Here is a 17,149-nt window from a genome sequence, read left to right as displayed (position 1 = left end):
GAAAATAAAACGAACAAGGGGAAGTATGGCAAACAGGGTTTTTTCATTGGTTCTTTTGACAATTTTTTCGATTGCTTTCGCGGGCATTGCCGCGGCGCAGGAAAAGGGGATCGATCAACGCATCGACGAGGCTTTCAAACCGATCGCCGACGCGTGGGGCTCGATCGTCTTTTATCCGATCTACGAAGGCGTGCCGTTCGTGCTCGCGTTGCTGATCTTCGGCGCGGCGTTTTTCACGATCGCCTTCGGATTCGTGAACGTCCGCCATTACTGGACTGCGATCAACGTCGTGCGCGGAAAGTATGACGGCGTCGATCACGGCGACGCCGATTCGACGGCCGAGGTCAATATCGTCGACGGCAACATCGTCGATACGATCCGCGACGAAAGCCATCACGGCGAAGTGAGCCATTTTCAGGCGCTCGCGACGGCCGTTTCGGGAACCGTCGGGCTCGGGAACATCGCCGGCGTCGCGGTCGCGGTCGCGATCGGCGGGCCGGGCGCGACGTTCTGGATGATCGTTTGCGGGATTCTCGGGATGTCGTCGAAATTCGTCGAATGCACGCTCGGTGTCAAATACCGTGACATCGACGAGAACGGGATGGTGCACGGCGGGCCGATGTACTATCTTTCCAAAGGTTTTGCCGACATTGGACTGAAATCGGCCGGCAAGGTCTTTGCAGTATTCTTCGCGATAATGTGCATCGGCGGATCGTTCGGCGGCGGAAACGCTTTTCAGGCGAATCAGACGACGGTTCAGATCACGAATCTGGTCGGATTTGAAGGCGGAGCTGCCAAGACGATCATCGGACTGATCCTGGCGTTTCTCGTCGGCATCGTCATTATCGGCGGGATCAAGCGCATCGCGAACGTCACCGAGAAACTCGTGCCGGCGATGGCAGTGATCTACATCGCCGCGTCGCTGATCATCATCGGGGTGAATTTCGCGAACATACCGGCGGCGATCACGGCGATCATCCAAGGCGCGTTCGCGCCAACCGCCGCCGTTGGCGGATTGATGGGCGTGATCATTCAGGGATTCCGGCGCGCGGCTTTCTCGAACGAAGCGGGAGCCGGTTCGGCCGCCATCGCCCATTCGGCGGTGAAGACGAAGTATCCCGCGAGCGAGGGATTGGTCTCGTTGCTCGAACCGTTCATTGATACCGTCGTGATCTGCACGATGACGGCAATGGTCATCGTTCTGTTCAATCTGGACGGAACATTCGTCTATGGCGGGCAGGGCGGGCAGGTTTTGATCGGCGGCGCGCCGGTAAGCGGAGTTGACCTGACCTCGAGGGCTTACGATGGCGTGATTCCGGGATTCAGATTTATCCTGACGATCGCGATCATCCTGTTCGCGTTCTCGACGATGATCTCGTGGTCCTATTACGGACTTCAGGCGTGGAAATACCTGTTCGGCCGTTCGGCGGCTTCGGACATTACATATAAGGTACTTTTTCTGATCTTTGTTGTGGTCGGTTCGGCGGCGTCGCTGCAATCGGTCATCGATTTTTCGGATGCGATGATTTTCGCAATGGTCTTTCCGAATATGATCGGACTCTTCTTCCTGTTCCCGAAGGTGCGGGAAGAACTGAACAGGTACCTTCAAGTTATCAGAAAAGCAAGGGGGTAACCGGTCGCACACGTACGATGTTGATGTGCGGGGCGACCGAGCGATTATTCATTAACCCAGGAGGTTGTTCTTAATGTCACTTTTTGCGACAAAATCAATTGACAAAATCATCGCCGAGGCTGCTGAGACCGGCGAACATACCCTAAAGAAAACGCTGAGCGCGCTGGATCTGACTATGCTCGGGATCGGCGCGATCATCGGAACGGGTATTTTCGTTCTGACCGGTCAGGCCGCTGGTAAACACGCCGGCCCCGCAGTTGTCATTTCGATGATCGTGGCCGGTATCGCGAGTGCGTTCGCCGCGCTATGCTATTCGGAGTTCGCGGCCAGCGTTCCGATCTCGGGATCGGCGTACGCCTACGGTTACGGCACGCTCGGCGAGTTCATCGCCTGGATCATTGGCTGGGATCTGATTCTCGAATACGCTTTCGGCGCCGCGACGGTTGCCGTCGGATGGTCTGGCTACGTTGTCAGTTTGTTCAGGGATACGCTCGGAATTCCGTTCCCGCTTTCGTTGAGCGCGCCGCCCGGGGTCGAGATAAAACTGGCCGACGGAACGGTCGCCGGAACCGGCGTTTTCAATCTTCCGGCCTTTTTGATCGCGATCGCGGTGACGCTGTTGCTGATCCGCGGGATCAAGGAATCCGCGAGCTTCAATTCGGCCATCGTGCTTATCAAGGTTTTGGTCGTGGTGTTGTTCATCATCGCCGGCATCGGCTTCGTCAATATGGACAACCTCGGCATCGGCTGCCAACCGGGAAGCCCCGGATGCGCGCAGTTTATGCCGTTCGGACCGAGCGGGGTCATCACCGGCGCTGCCGTGATCTTCTTTGCCTACATCGGTTTCGACGCCGTTTCGACGGCGGCCCAGGAAGCCAAGAATCCGCAAAGGGATATGCCGATCGGAATTCTTGGAAGTTTGGCGATCTGTACCGTGCTCTATATTCTTGTCTCCGGAATTATGGTCGGCCTCGTCGACTACCGGCTTCTGACGAATGCCGCTGCCCCGATCGCCACGGCGATCGATGCCGCGAAAGATCAGGCCGCCGGAACAACGATGGGCAACATTCTTATCGCCTTTCCGACGATCATCAAGATCGGCGCCGTGCTCGGTCTGAGCTCGACAATGGTCGTGATGGTAATGGGACAACCGCGCGTCTTCTATTCGATGTCAAAGGACGGATTGCTTCCCAGCTGGGCGGCGAAGATCCATCCGAAATTCCGGACACCGCATATCACGACCGCGATCACTGGCGTTATCGTGGCGGTCCTGGCCGGTTTTGTTCCGATCCATCTGCTGGGTGAACTGGTCAGCATCGGAACACTTTTCGCGTTCGTCATCGTCGGTACCGGTATCATCATCCTGCGTGCGTCCAGTCCGAATCTGCATAGGCCGTTCAAGGTTCCACTGTCTCCGATCGTGCCTATGTTCACGGTTTGGGTCTCGGCCTTCCTGATGAACAACCTTCCGCTTGATACGTGGCTGCGGCTTATCGTATGGATGTCGATCGGCCTCGTCGTCTATTTTGCCTACAGTTACAAACACAGCAAACTGGCCGATGTCGAGCAAGGCGGATCGACGGTTGAGAGCGATTACAAGCCGCCGATCGCGGCGATACTCGCGATTATCGGTGCGATCCTCTTGACGATCTGGCAGGTCGAGTTTTTCCTTCCGAATACGACGTGGCTCGATACCGCCGTTCGTTCGTTCGCGTGGGGCGTGACCGGCATTCTTGTTGCGATGCTTATGTACGGCAAGAAGGACAACACCGGCGCCCGGAGTGCGAAGGTGAGGACGGTCGGATTGATCGCGTCGACGGTCAATCTGTTGTTCTGGATCGGTATGTTCTACTGGTTCCTGACACATTGGGCCGACTATCACACGAAATAGACGGTCGACGACTGATTGAAAAAAGAACGCAGGAGGTCCACGGGCCTTTTGCGTTCTTTTTTGCATCATTACATACGGGGACTTTCAGCGACCTTTAAGCGTCATCCGAAATCCCTGATCAGAAATTCAAAATGAAAAAGTGGCTGATCGTTCTCGCATGCGGTTTCGGGATCGCGTTGTTACCGGCGCCCGAGGGAGTCGCGCCGAAATCCTGGACGTTGCTCGCGATCTTCATCGCGACGATCGTCGGTTCGATAGTCCAGCCTTTGACCGGCAGCGCGATGGTCCTCGTCGGCGTTATCGCGACCGTCGTTTTCGGCGTGCTCGAACCGAAAGAGGCGCTCAAGGGTTATGCCGAACCGGTTGTGTGGCTCGTCCTCGCGGCGTTCTTCCTTTCGGTCGGGATGATAAAGACCGGACTCGGACGCCGCATTTCGCTGCTCTTCGTCCGCGCGATGGGCCGCAAGACGATCGGTCTCGGCTACGCGCTCGTTTCGACCGACTTCATCCTTGCCTCGATGGTTCCGTCGAACGGCGCGCGCAACGGCGGCGTCATCCTGCCGATCGCGCAAAGCGTCTGCGAAACCTACGATTCCCGTCCCGGCGACGGCACTGCGGGAAAACTCGGAACATTTCTGATGACGCTGCTATATCAGTGCGACGTCATCATCTGTGCGACTTTCATTACCGGACAGGCGTCGAACCTGATCATCGCCAAACTGGCGAAAGAGACGTCGGGCGTCGAATTGACCTACACCGGCTGGCTCTTCGCGGCGATCGTTCCGGCGCTGGTGTCGCTCGCCGTCGTACCTTTTCTGATCTACCGAATGACGCCGCCCGAGATCAAGGAGACGCCGGAAGCGTCGAAGTTCGCGCAGGAGGAACTCACCAAAATGGGGCCTGTGACGCGCGGCGAGATCATAATGCTCTCGGTGTTGGTCGGCGTCGTGCTGCTCTGGATCACGAAAGATTCGTTTCACAAACTCGACACCGGCATCGTCGCCTTGCTCGGGATTTGCGTGCTGCTCTTCGCGAAGATCATTGAATGGAAGGACTTAATGGGCGAGACTAACGCGTGGTCGGTCTTCATTTGGTACGGCGGACTTGTTAATATGGCGACCGTGCTCGGCGAAACCGGTTTGACGAAGATCTTCGCCGAAAAGATGGGTGTGATGACCGCGGGATTCAGTTGGGTCGCGGCGCTCGCGATACTGGCGTTCGTGTATTTCTATTCACACTACTTCTTCGCGTCGATCACGGCCCATGTTCTCGCGATGTTCGCGCCGTTTCTGGCCGTCACGATCATTGCCGGCGCGCCGGCCGGATTGACCGTTTTGTTGCTCGCGTATTTTTCAAACCTCAACGCCGGACTGACCCATTTCGGCACGACTCCGGCACCGATCTATTTTGGTCTCGGCTACGTCAAACAACGCACTTGGTGGATCATCGGACTCGTCGTTTCCGTCGTCAACATCGCGATCTGGTCGACCATCGGAGTTCTCTGGTGGAAGATCATTGGGAGATTTTAGATTTTGGATGTTTTGGATTTTGGATTCGGGAATCGGGATTTATTCTAGATCAATTGCGTCCTAATCGTTGGATTGCAGAACCAAGTGTGCCCGAAACTACGAGGCGCCAGATATCCCGGTCTATAAGACTCGCATTTGCAGCGATTGGAATCTGATTGGTCTTGAATCTTGAGTTTTGATTCTTGAATTAAGAACGGTTAGAACAGTCTTGATTCTAGATTCTGGAGCTTTGAAAAACCCACGGGTTCCTTGTATTCGGGGCCGGGACGAGTCGGTACCATCTGGTGGCGGATGGCTGAAGATAGGTTGGTATCAATACTTCGGTCCGGGAGTGCCGCAACCAACCATCCGCTACCGCTGATGGTACCGACTCGACGCGATTGCCACGCGATTCGGGATTCCCAGTCTGGAACCCTTGAAATTCCAGATTCTGGATTCGGGGGTTCTTGGTTCGGATACAAAAAAGGGATTTCGAATCACTTCGAAATCCCAAATCAGAAATCCCAATTCGGACGGTTTGAAAGACAGGTCAAGGTTGGTTCGCGCGAAGCGCTCATTGCAACCGGGACGGTTGCGCTCCAATCCTAAATCCCAATTCCCAAATCAAACTACTGCTGCGGGAACTGGAATCCACCCGGCATCTGCGGACTTGACGGCGGCATCGCCGCGTCGAGCCGTTCGATCGCGTCGTTGTAGATCTTGATCTCGCCGTTCGTTTCCATCTTCTGGCGCACCGCCGCGAGATAATCGGAGAACAACTGCGAGCGTTTTTGCTGAGCCATCGTCTGAACGAGGGAATCGCGCTGTTTGGCGAAATCGTCCATATTTGCGTCCTCGCGCTTGTTCACTCCGACGATGTACCAACTGTCGCCGACGAGCAACGGTGTTTTGGTGACCTCTCCGATCTTCAGTCCGAAAACGGCGTCCTCGAGCGCTTCGTTGGTCGATGCCGACGGACCGGTTCCGAGCGGCGAACCGAGAATGAAACTCTTCTGATCGAGCGTCTTAAGTCCCTTCGACTGCGCCGCGCCGCTCAAAGCCCCCGCGTTCGCGGCGCCTGAAGCGATCTGTTTGGCGATCTCTTCGACCTGTGCACGGGCCTTGTCGAGTTTCACAGACTCCGCGATCTGATCGCGCACTTCATCAAGCGTCGCGTCGCGTGGTTCCTTCTTTTCGACCAGCAAGGGAATCGCGAAACCGTTCTGGATCGGAATCTTCTCACCGACGTCGTTCGCGTTTTCAAGATTCTTGATGCCTTCTTCAAACTGCGGCGAGATGCCGATGTTCTCAACGTTGTCGCCGGGTTTGACGAACGGCGTTTCGCGCACCATTTCGCCGGCGCCCATATTCGCTTCGGCGGCAAACTTCTTGGCCGTCGCGGCGGCATCTTTCGACTGTTTCAGATCGTCGAAAACACGTTGCGCCAATTCGGCCGCGGCCGTATAACCGCGTCGGTTGCGCAAGCTGATCTCGAGTTCCGGTTTGGCGTCTTCGAACGTTTTCGGAACGTCCTTGCCGCGACGCAGGATATAAATGCTGCTGCCTTCCTTGATCGGTTCCGTGACATCGCCCTCTTGCATTGTCAAAAGACGCTGGTAAGGATCTGTCGGCTTGTTCGGATTCTCGCGAACGAGTCCGGCGAGCTTTCCGCCGCGCGCCTTGCTGGCGGCGTCTTCCGAATAACCGTTGACGAGTTCGGTAAATGCTTCTTCGGTGATCTTGCCGTCCTTTTTCGCACGGTCGACGACCTCGGTCGCTTTTTCCATCACTTTCGTTTCAAAGTCAGGTTTCGCGATTCGAAGCACGATCTGCTGCCCTTCGACGCCCTTCTTCTTCTTATCGGCCGGGATCTTTTCGTATTCGGCCTTCAGATCGTCGTCCGAGATCTTCGATTTTTCACCGACCTTCGCGGTATTCAAAAAGACGTAGCGAATCTTCTTCTGAGCCGACGAAATATAGTAATTGGCTTTGTTTTTCTCGAAATACTCGGAAAGCTCGGCATCGGTCGGTTTGATCGTCTGCGCCAGTTCAGCGGAATTAACGGAAACGTACGAAACGTCGAATTTGGTGTTCTTGCGTTGGAAATCCTTCAGGACCTCCTCTTCGGACACGACAACGCCCGATGTCAGAAAGGCTTCGAGTTTTTCGCCGCTGATCTGGTCGCGAACCGTCTGTTCGTATTCCGCGACGCTGCCGAAGTTCTGGACCGCCCACTGTTCGTAGCGTTTGATGTCGAGCGGTGTGCCGTCCGGCGACTTGTTTTGCTCGCGGATCAAATTCGCGACTTCGCCATCGGAAGCGCGAAACCCGAGTCTCATCGCTTCGACCCGGATGATGCGCTGCTGGACAAGCGAGTTGACCATCATTTTCGTCGGAAGCGACGACATTCGGCCCTGCTTTATCCGCGCGATCTCGCCGACCGTGACCTTCTCGCTGCCGACTTTGGCGACCGCTTCGGTGCTGGTCGACAGTCCGTCAGACGTCGTGTTCGGCGAAAAAAGATTTGAACTGCCGATTCCGACAACCAAACCCAGGATCATAACGACACCGATGAGCAAAAGTACGAAATTTCGGGTCTTTTCTAAGCGACTGAAAAACTTTAACATCCTGATTTACCCTTAAACCTAAAAGATTGGAACCAATTCGTCAGTAGAGACAAACCGCGATTTTAGCAGATACGGCCGCAAAGTCCAATGGGAACTGGGGCGCAACGTATCCCGCGCGGATCTTTGGACTTTGGAGATTCGACTAATGTATCTTATTCCACTATGAGTCCTGTCGAGTTTCCTTTGTGGGTTTGGATTTCGTTCTTCGCGGTCGTGTTGGTCGCGCTCTTCATCGATATCGGGATCGTTAACCGCAATTCCCATGTCCCGTCCAAAAAGGAGACTTTGTCGTGGAGTGTCGTCTGGGTATCGCTTGCTCTGCTTTTCAACGTCTTCATCTATTGGTTCGTCAACGCCAATTTCGGTTCCGAGGCGGCATTTTTCAAGGCGAAGGAGTTTCTGACCGGTTATCTGATCGAACTTTCTCTATCGGTCGACAACCTGTTCGTTTTCCTCCTGATCTTCAATTACTTTCAGGTACCGAAAAAGTTTCAGCATCGCGTTCTTTTCTGGGGCATCTTTATGGCGTTGGTCCTGAGGATGGTAATGATCTTTGCCGGCGCGGAACTGGTCGAGAAGTTCCATTGGATCCTCTATCTGTTCGGAGCATTTCTGGTCTATACGGGGATCAATATGCTTCGCGAGGGCGAGGAGTTCCACCCGGACGAGAACTTCGTCGTCAGACTCACGACGCGCTTCGTTCGGATCTCAAAACAATACGACGGTGACAACTTTCTCGTTCGTGACGAATCCGGCCGACGTATCGGAACGCTCCTGCTCCTGGTGCTGATCGTCATCAACGTCGTCGACCTGGTTTTCGCGGTCGATTCGATTCCCGCGATCTTCGGAATTACGACCGACCGGTTTATCGTTTACACCTCAAACATCTTCGCGATCCTCGGGCTCCGAACGTTTTTCTTCCTTTTGCTCGGAATGGCGGAGAAGTTTCACTATTTGAAGTTCGGACTGGCTTTCGTACTGAGCTTCATCGGAGTGAAAATGCTCTTGCCACTTTTCGCCGAAGGGCTGATAATGATACTCGGACAGAGCACTTCGACGTTTGCCGATTTCGTGCGCCGATATCAACTTCACGAGTTCGAGCAAACGGTCATCAACATTTCGTTGGGCGTCGTGATCTTGGCGATTGCTATGTCAATCGTTTTGTCCCTGATTTTCCCGAAAGATGAGGATGAAGCCTCGGAGACCACCTAGTGCCGAACGATCCGAATGAACCACAATATCGCAAGTTCTACGTCGAGTGGTGGAAGATTCGGCAAAGCACGATCATCGCTATCGTCGCGATATTCTTGGTTCTCGGATTGATTGGCTACGGCGGTTGGCGGTTTTTGAAGAGCGATTTCGTCAACAAGCCAGACGCTCCTCAAGCGCCAAAGGATGCAGCCATCGTCATATCATTCGAAGGCGACGTCCGCATAATCCGTGCCGCGACACGCGAGACTATTCTCGTCACGCGCCAGACTTTCGTTTCCGCCGGTGATACGATCCAGACTCAGGCCGACGGCCGCGCGAAGATCCAAATGATCGACGGCTCCGTTCTTTCGATCCGGGCGAACTCGACGGTTGTGATCCGCGACAGCAACTCGCTATTCGGCGGACCGAATGTACGCGTCACGCTCGATGACGGGCAGATCAACGTTCGCACCGACGAACAGCCGGCAAACACCGAAAACGTGGTCGAGGTGCGCGAGTCGGAAAACAAGATCGGCGCCGATACGGATGCCAGTTTTGATATCAACAAAGACAATAATTCCGGCGAGATCCGAATCAGCCGCGGCAGTATTGAAACGACGGTCGGCGGCGAGAAAACGGTCGTTAGGGAAAACGAATTCGCGGCCCTGAACGAAGGTAAGATCGCGACCAAGGAAAAGCTTCTCGGACCGCCGATACATAACTCGCCATCTTCGGACGAACAACTTGTCGGTTCGCTCAGCGGGATCGCCGACGTGATGATGAGATGGCAGAGTCCGGACGTCAATCTCGCGCTTTCTTATTCGATCCAGATCTCGAAACTGCCGCAATTTGCATCACCGGACGCGATCATCGTAGATAAGCAGGGGTTGACCAGTCCGAGCCTCGCGGTAGGCGGATTGCTGCCCGGAACGTACTACTGGCGCGTTAAAGCGAGTTCAAGTTCGGGACAGTCGAGCAACTGGAGCGCATATTGGAAGTTCACGGTGATCAAACGTGAGAACAGCAAGGCGATCGGTGTCCGTGACTGGAATGTTGAATCGCTCGGCGGAACGATCTATCGCGTCAGCGGAAAGACGCAACCCGGAGCAACGGTGCGTTCGCAGGGCAAGTCGGTGTTCGCTCTTGGCGACGGTGCGTTCTTGCTGCAGATCTCGGCGCCCGGCGCGCAGGTGACCGTTGAGGTCAGCGACGACCGCGGCAACCGGAGCAGCTTTGTGATCGGGCTTCCAAGCGGCAAGTTGATCAAACAGTTCTAGTTAGCGGCGCTCGCGACTTCCGGTCCGGGCGCGCGTTTTGCGTTGATTTTCTTAATCAAAATTTCCTGTCGGCGGAACGGTTTGTTTCGGCATCAAAAGGAAGCCGGACGAACCTAGTTTCGTTTCGTTACCGTTATGAAAAAAGTCGTTTTCGGGTTGGTTTTGTGTTTTGTCGCTTTTGGTCTTCAGGTATCGGCTCAGAAGAACCGGTTGATAAGCGACATTCAGGGTGACAAGAATTTCTCGGCCTACGTCGGCGAGGTTGTCCGCGTCAATGGGATCGTTACGGCGCGCACCAAGAGCGGCTTCTTTCTCCAGACTCCCGACTCCAAAGTGGACGGAAACCCGAACACGTCCGAAGGTATATTCGTTTTCACCAAGACCGAACCCGAAGGCGAGGCGACCGTCGGTAACCTCGTTTCGATCACGGGAAAGGTCGACGAATGGGCGCCGTCGGCTGATCCGAACAGCCTTAAGATCACACAGGTCTCGATGATGAAGGGGCGCGATTTCGTTGCCGTTGAATCGAAAGGCAATCCGCTTCCGAAAGCGATCACGCTGACCAAGGACGATTTCAAGCCGAATTCAATTGACCAGCTCGAAAAATTTGAAGGGATGCGCGTCACGGTTCCCGAGTTGATGGTCGTCGCTCCGACCAACGGAAGGGTCGACGAAATGAGCGGAACGTCGGTTTCCGACGGTGTGTTCTACGCCGTGGCCAACGGGCTTGAGTATCGCCGTCCTTATCGTGAAATCGGATACAGCATCTATGACTTCTTGATGTTGTCCGACAAAGAAAAGGACAAAATGCGCAAGGATTTCCCGAAAATGACGCTTTTCGATCACAATCCTGATCGTTTGCGAATAGAGAGTTCGGGTCAACTCGGAGCGCAACCTATCGACGTCACGACGTTCGCGAACATCAAGAACCTGACCGGGGTCGTCAACTACGCCTACCGTGCCTACTCGATTTTGGTCGACCCGGACAACAAGCCAGAGATCTCGGGACTGACGCGCGCGAAGGCGTTTCCGACGCCGACCGACAAACAGTTTTCGATCGCGGCGATGAACATCGAGCGTTTTTTTGACGACACGGACGATCCTGAGACAAAGGAACCTATCATCAACACCGAAGGCTTCGCCCGTCGCATCAAGAAGATCTCCATCGCAATCAGGCTTTACCTGAACAATCCGGACGTCGTCGCGGTCGTCGAAGCCGAGAGCCTTCCGGTCCTCAAGAAACTGGCCGAGGCGGTCAACAAAGACAGCGAAGCGGCCGGCAAACCGAATCCGCAGTACGAGGCGTATCTTGTCGAAGGTAATGATATCGGCGGAATCGATTCCGGTTTTTTGGTGAAGCGTTCGCGTGTCGATGTGCTTGAAACGAAACAGTTCGGCAAGGAAGACAAGTTCAAGAATCCAGTTTCGAAGGAAGATGTTTTTCTGAACGACCGTCCGCCGTTTTTGCTGCGCGCCGCGATCAAGACCGCATCGGCGCCGTACGAGTTTACGGTGATCGTCAACCACCTCAAGTCGTTCCGCGGCTATACCGACGAAAAAGATGCGCCGTTCGTTCAGATGAAGAAGAAGCTCCAGGCCGAGTTTCTCGCGCGGTACGTCGGCGAACGACAGAAGGCGAATTCGGCTGAACGCATCGCGCTGGTCGGAGATTTCAACTTCTATCAGTTCAATGACGGAATAATGGATGTCATCGGAACGATCAAGGGGTCGCCGGCTTCAAAGGAAGAAATGATAAATCCGGCCGATGACGTCATCGATCCTGACCTTGTCAACCTCGTCGACCTGATCAACAAAGAGGTCAGATACTCGTATGTGTTCGACGGAAACGCGCAGGTCATCGATCATTTCATCGTCAACGAGGCCTTTCGCAAAAGCGTCGCCGGTTTCGGCTTCGCGCATTTCAACGCCGATTATCCGGAGATCTACCGAAACGACCCGAACCGCGTCGAACGATTCTCGGATCACGACACCGCCGTCGCTTTCTTTAATCTGGAAACCAAGTGAGTCGGCACGGCACCGCCGACGCGTCAGTCAGTACCAACTGCGGTAGCGGTTGGCTTGCGATGAATTTTCGAGCCACAAACCCAGCAATCGCCGTTTAGCCATCCGATTACGCGGATTGCACTGAAAGCCATCGTTTCACGACGGATTTTTGACACATCCTCCAACATTCAGCGGCAAAACGAAGTTCCCAAACTCACTACCTCGCCTTATACGCTTGAACCGCCTCAGCGGCTCCGGCGTGCATAATTTCGGGTTTGTGGTACTTCCAGTATTTTTCAAATTCCTCGTCGGTCATCGACGGGTTTTCGTCACGGGCTTTCGATTTGAGGTAATTCTCGGTCCACTCGCGGATCTCCGTACTGTGATTCATCGCCGTTCGGGCGCCGTGCATCAAATTGTCGCGTTCCATATCTTGCGTTCCTTCCTCTAAGTTCGTTCAACTGAAAACTCTGTCGCCGCCTTTTGCGTAGAAGTCTTTTCGAATGTCATCATAGACACAACTTATGTCAGGCGTTCTTCATCTGACTTCCAGCATTTGGGGGCTTTCACGTGAAAAAATCAATCGTTTCGCTATTTCTGATCCTTTCCGTCGCGGCGTCTTTCAGTTTTGCACAACGAAAGAAACCGGCGCAAGTAAAGCCGAAACCGGCGACCACGGCGCAGCAAACCAAGCCGGTGCAGACGGCGGCAATCGAAATTCCGTTCGTCAACAGAACTTTGCCGAACGGTCTGGAGGTCATCGTTTTGCCCGACAACAGCGTTCCGCTGGTGACGGTCGAGATCGCCGTCCGTAATGGTTCGTTCACCGAAACGCCCGATCTCAACGGGTTGTCGCACCTTTACGAGCATATGTTCTTCAAGCCGAATTCGGCGATCCTGATCTTGAATTGCGAACGCGCGCGCTCGGAACGCAACAACGACTATTACTTCCGCGCCGGATGCGAACAAACGCTGAAGATCAAACCGCGTGTCGGCGATACAAGCTATCTTTACGAGATCGACGACATCGGAATTACCTCGAATGCGTCCACGCGGGAAGAGGTGGTGAATTACTTCCTCAACACGACGAGTCCGCATTTGGCGATCGGAATGCAGTATATGAGCCACGCGATCCGGTTCCCGACCTTCGACGAGCAAGATCTCGACGATGAGATCCGGGTCGTCGTCGGCGAGATCGACCGAAACGAGTCGAATCCGTTCTTCTATCTTGACCGGGCGATCAACGACAAGCTCTATTTCAAGTATCCGAGCCGAAAGAATCCGCTTGGTACGCGCGCTTCGGTGCTGGCCGCGACGACCGAGAAGATGCGTCTGATCCAAAACCGCTACTACGTGCCGAACAATTCGGCGTTGGTCGTCACCGGTGACGTGGATGCGGAAGCGGTCTTCGCGCTCGCCGAAAAATACTTCGGCGGATGGGAACGCCGCGAAGTCGACCCGTTCAAGGAGTTTCCGATGGTTGAACACCCGCCGCTCCCGAAGAGCGAGGGGACGATCGTCGAAAAAAACGTCGAAAGCAACGGCCAGGAGAATGTCTTTATCCAGATCGGCTGGCACGGACCGTCGATCGGCAAGGACGACGCGGCAACGTATTCCGCGGACGTTTTTTCCTATATTCTGGCGCAGCCCGATTCACGTTTTCAGCGTGCTCTGGCCGATTCCGGATTGGCGGCGAGCGCAAGCATCAACTATTACACGCAGCGCAACGTCGGGCCGATCCAGGTTGTTCTCGTGACTTCTCCGGACCGCGCGAAGGCTGCCGTTCGGGCGCTGTACACCGAGATCGCGCAATTTGACAAGCCAACTTATTTCACCGATGAGGAACTCGAAAGTGCCAAGACGATCCTCGAATCCCGCGACTTGTTTGACCGCGAAAAGCTGAGCGAGTATGCGCATACGCTTGGCTTTTGGTGGTCGTCGACGGGAATCGAGTATTTTCGCGGATACCACAAGAAACTTCGCGCAGTGACGCGTCAGGAGATCAACCGTTACGTCAAAACATACATTCAAGGCAAGAACCACATCGGCGTCGCGTTGGTGTCGCCGCGGGCCCGCGCCGAAGCGAATCTGACCGAAGCGGACCTTATTGGAAAGTAGGGGAAAAGGGAAAAGGCAAAGGGAAAAGGGAAAAGGGAAAAGGCAAAGGGAAAAGGGAAAAGGCAAAGAAAAGGCAAAGGGAAAAGGCAAAGGGAAAAGGGAAAAGGGAAAAGGGAAAGGGAAAAGGGAAAAGGCAAAGGGAAAGGGGAAAAGGGAAAAAGGAAAGGCCTTTTCGTTGATTAGCGGTGATTGTTTTCCTCGATTAAATCGCGTGTGGGGAAGTTCTTTTCACGGAATCGATAAAAGTTATGAAATCATTCGAAATGAAATCGATCGGCAGACTCATTCTCTTGATCGTCCTTTCGATCACGGCGGCCGGTTCAACTGTTTTCGCGCAGGCTGCGGGCGGCGTTCCGCGAACCGTGGATCAGGCGTCACAGGTCACGGAATTTGAAGTCAACGGACTGAAAGTTCTGGTGAAGCGCCGTCCGAGCGCGCAGACGGTGACGGCGGGTCTGTTCATCCGCGGCGGCGTCCGAAACATCGACAGCAAGACCGCCGGCGTCGAAGGACTTATGATCAGCGCGGCGGTCGAAGCCGGAAAGAAGTTTCCGCGTGATGTTGTCCGGCGTGAACTGGCGCGCACCGGATCCAGCATTGGCGGGTCGCCGGCGAAGGACTTCAGCGTCATTTCGCTTGCCGCGACGCGCCAGAATTTCGACCGTATCTGGGAAATCTTCGCCGACGTTTCGATTAATCCGGTTTTCGCGGCGGCGGATGTCGAGCGAGTGCGCGAGCAGACGCTGACAGGACTGCGTGAAGCGGAAACCAATCCGGACAACTTCCTTGAGGTCCTCGAAGAAAGAGTCGTCTATGCCGGTCATCCGTACGCCAACGACCCTTCGGGCACGCTTGAGACTATCGCGGCTTTGACTGTTCAGAATCTTCGCGACCATCACAAAAAAGTGATGCAAACGTCGCAGTTGATGCTCGTTTTCGTCGGCGATCTCGACCCGGAAATGATCAAGCAACGGGTTGAGGCGACGTTTGGAAAGCTGCCCCGCGGAAATTATAAGGAAACGCTTTATCCGGCGCTCGACTTTTCAAAACCGTCGCTTGAGATCGTTCAGCGTGACCTTCCGACGAACTACGTCAGGGGCGTTTTTAACGCTCCGCCGCCGGGAAGTCCTGATTACTACGCGATGCGCGTCGCGATCAGTTTGCTCCAGTCGCGGATCTATCAGGAAGTTCGAGTCAAACGGCAGTTGTCATATGCGCCGAATGCCGAGATCGGAAATGCGAGCGTGAATACCGCCAACATATACGTCACGGCGGTCGACGCGAATCAGGCGGTGAGTGTGATGCTTCAGGAGATCAATAACCTGAAGACCCGGCTCGTCGCAAATCAGGAGATCTCGGGTGTTACGGGGTATTTCCTGACGACTTATTACATTGGCGAAGAAACGAACGCGGCGCAGGGCGGTTCGCTGGCGCGGTATGAATTGAACGGAGGCGGCTGGCGGCAAACGTATGAATTTCTCGACAAGATCCGCGAAGTCAAGGACACCGACATCCGCCGTGTCGCGCAAAAGTATATGAACAATTTCCGTTTCGTCGTCATCGGCAACCCGGCCGCGATCAACCGCAGCATCTTCCTGGGTCGATGAATCCAAGGAGTTGGAACGTTTTAAAAGGTTGAGGAAGAAGTTCGCCGACGAGATTCGAATCGCGTAGCGATGGCCTGAATTCAGCGGTGGGTTTCAACCCACGGGATTTCGTTGATTCGTGACTCGTCGCGTCAGCGACGGCTGATCCAATCGTCGCTGACGCGGCTGGTTGACGTTATTGGCCACGCGCGCCGTACGCGTGATGGACCGCGGGGGCGGTCCGGCCGTCGCCGTCGAAATCGGCCTGCACCGGAGCGTTGCCCGACGCTCCGAGCGCGGCGTAGGTATCTTTTCTTCAGAATCACTGTCATAATCGACCCGCAAAACGACGAAACCTGCAGCAAGAATCCGTTTCTTGCGCGTACGAATATCTACACGGCCGCCATTTGGCCTCTTGGTTTTACCAGAAAAAGGAGAAATATGAAGAAACTGACGATCTTGTTGATGTTGATCATTTTTGGAGCGCACGTGTCCATAGCTCAGAAGCCAAGTGATGACAGTGAGGAAGTAACAAAAAGCCGGCGTGAACGAATCAAGGAAACTTCGCTTGAGCGGCCGTCGAACCCGGCAACGAACTCCTTGACCGCCGCTGAGGTCGGCGAGCCGGATTCGTTCGGCAAGAATGCGAAATTTCTCGGAATTGCATCGTCCGGTTACGCGATTATCTACTCAAGTTGTGATCCGGCGATTCTCCTGACGGATCTCGGCGTGGTTTTAGGTCCGGATGATCGCTGTCTCGCGGTTCCGAATCCGAATGTCACCGCTACTGCCGTTTTCACCGATATGGCGCGGATAACGTTTCCCGCCCGCACGGCCTCGGACATTATCTATATGATCAACAATCACTCGATCAACTGGGATTCGACAAATGATACGGCCGCGAATCTCTTCGGTACGATGAGTTATGCGCCGCGGGTGACGATCGAGAGCGTCGCGTTGAACGACCCGGCGGCAGTTGATCCGAATACGGGTTTGCCGTTGAACGGAAGCTTCACGACAACCGGAAACGGGACGAAATTTTCTTCCGGACTGCTTGCACCGGGCGCTTTTAACTCTTATGTCGAGAGCTATTCGCGCGCCAATACGCTCGGCTTTTCGCGCGAGTATTTCCGCGCCCTCGGATTTCCTAATTCGGTGATCAACAGTCTCTATCGCAATCCGATGACGATTCGTCTCGGAATGCGGCTTTCGGTGCGCGGCGTGCCGTACGGCCAGTATGTTTATACGGCGAGGTTCTTGGGCAACTAAGTTCAACCCATTTTACGCAATTGGGAGTTTTGTCCGCGAATACGA

The 17,149-nt window shown here is 54.7% G+C and carries 11 protein-coding genes; 9 read left to right on the top strand and 2 right to left on the bottom strand.

All coding sequences use genetic code 11. The features are described 5' to 3' along the window. Positions 1–25: 25 nt before the first annotated feature. The 3 genes from IPN69_24740 to IPN69_24730 all read left to right on the top strand — a co-directional run bounded on the left by IPN69_24740 (position 26) and on the right by IPN69_24730 (position 5,053). Positions 26–1,633 (top strand): alanine:cation symporter family protein, encoded by a 1,608-nt coding sequence (locus IPN69_24740; protein MBK8813919.1) that lies wholly within the window; start codon positions 26–28, stop codon positions 1,631–1,633. A gap of 73 nt (positions 1,634–1,706) precedes the next feature. Beyond that, positions 1,707–3,524 (top strand): amino acid permease, encoded by a 1,818-nt coding sequence (locus tag IPN69_24735; GenBank protein MBK8813918.1) that lies wholly within the window; start codon positions 1,707–1,709, stop codon positions 3,522–3,524. Positions 3,525–3,655: 131 nt separating this feature from the next. After that, a complete protein-coding gene (locus tag IPN69_24730) occupies positions 3,656–5,053 on the top strand; it encodes a DASS family sodium-coupled anion symporter (GenBank protein MBK8813917.1) in 1,398 nt (465 codons plus the stop codon). A gap of 608 nt (positions 5,054–5,661) precedes the next feature. Here the strand turns inward: IPN69_24730 and IPN69_24725 are convergent. After that, positions 5,662–7,659, bottom strand: coding sequence for a peptidyl-prolyl cis-trans isomerase (locus IPN69_24725; protein ID MBK8813916.1), 1,998 nt, complete (start codon positions 7,657–7,659; stop codon positions 5,662–5,664). 162 nt (positions 7,660–7,821) lie between these two features. Here IPN69_24725 and IPN69_24720 point away from each other — a divergent pair, with 162 nt between their 5' ends. The 3 genes from IPN69_24720 (at position 7,822) to IPN69_24710 (ending at position 12,152) form a co-directional block, all read left to right on the top strand. Beyond that, positions 7,822–8,871 (top strand): TerC family protein, encoded by a 1,050-nt coding sequence (locus tag IPN69_24720; protein ID MBK8813915.1) that lies wholly within the window; start codon positions 7,822–7,824, stop codon positions 8,869–8,871. Next, positions 8,871–10,127, top strand: coding sequence for a FecR domain-containing protein (locus tag IPN69_24715; protein ID MBK8813914.1), 1,257 nt, complete (start codon positions 8,871–8,873; stop codon positions 10,125–10,127). Before IPN69_24720 ends, IPN69_24715 begins: the two co-directional genes overlap by 1 nt. Positions 10,128–10,262: 135 nt before the next feature. Then, entirely contained in the window at positions 10,263–12,152 is a 1,890-nt protein-coding gene (locus IPN69_24710; GenBank protein MBK8813913.1) for a hypothetical protein, read from the top strand. 196 nt (positions 12,153–12,348) lie between these two features. Here IPN69_24710 and IPN69_24705 read toward each other — a convergent pair whose 3' ends face one another. Next, a complete protein-coding gene (locus IPN69_24705; GenBank protein ID MBK8813912.1) occupies positions 12,349–12,561 on the bottom strand; it encodes a hypothetical protein in 213 nt (70 codons plus the stop codon). Between the two features lie 140 nt (positions 12,562–12,701). Between IPN69_24705 and IPN69_24700 the strand changes: the two genes are divergently transcribed. The 3 genes from IPN69_24700 (at position 12,702) to IPN69_24690 (ending at position 17,104) form a co-directional block, all read left to right on the top strand. After that, the gene (locus tag IPN69_24700; protein ID MBK8813911.1) at positions 12,702–14,249 is read left to right on the top strand and encodes an insulinase family protein; all 1,548 of its coding nucleotides are present in this window, start codon (positions 12,702–12,704) and stop codon (positions 14,247–14,249) included. A gap of 248 nt (positions 14,250–14,497) precedes the next feature. Next, a complete protein-coding gene (locus IPN69_24695) occupies positions 14,498–15,856 on the top strand; it encodes an insulinase family protein (GenBank protein ID MBK8813910.1) in 1,359 nt (452 codons plus the stop codon). A gap of 420 nt (positions 15,857–16,276) precedes the next feature. After that, the gene (locus IPN69_24690) at positions 16,277–17,104 is read left to right on the top strand and encodes a hypothetical protein (GenBank protein MBK8813909.1); all 828 of its coding nucleotides are present in this window, start codon (positions 16,277–16,279) and stop codon (positions 17,102–17,104) included. The last annotated feature ends 45 nt before the right edge of the window (positions 17,105–17,149 follow it).

The sequence above is a fragment of the Acidobacteriota bacterium genome, assembly GCA_016715115.1.
GTDB lineage: Bacteria > Acidobacteriota > Blastocatellia > Pyrinomonadales > Pyrinomonadaceae > JAFDVJ01.
This window is presented reverse-complemented; position numbering and strand designations above follow the sequence as displayed.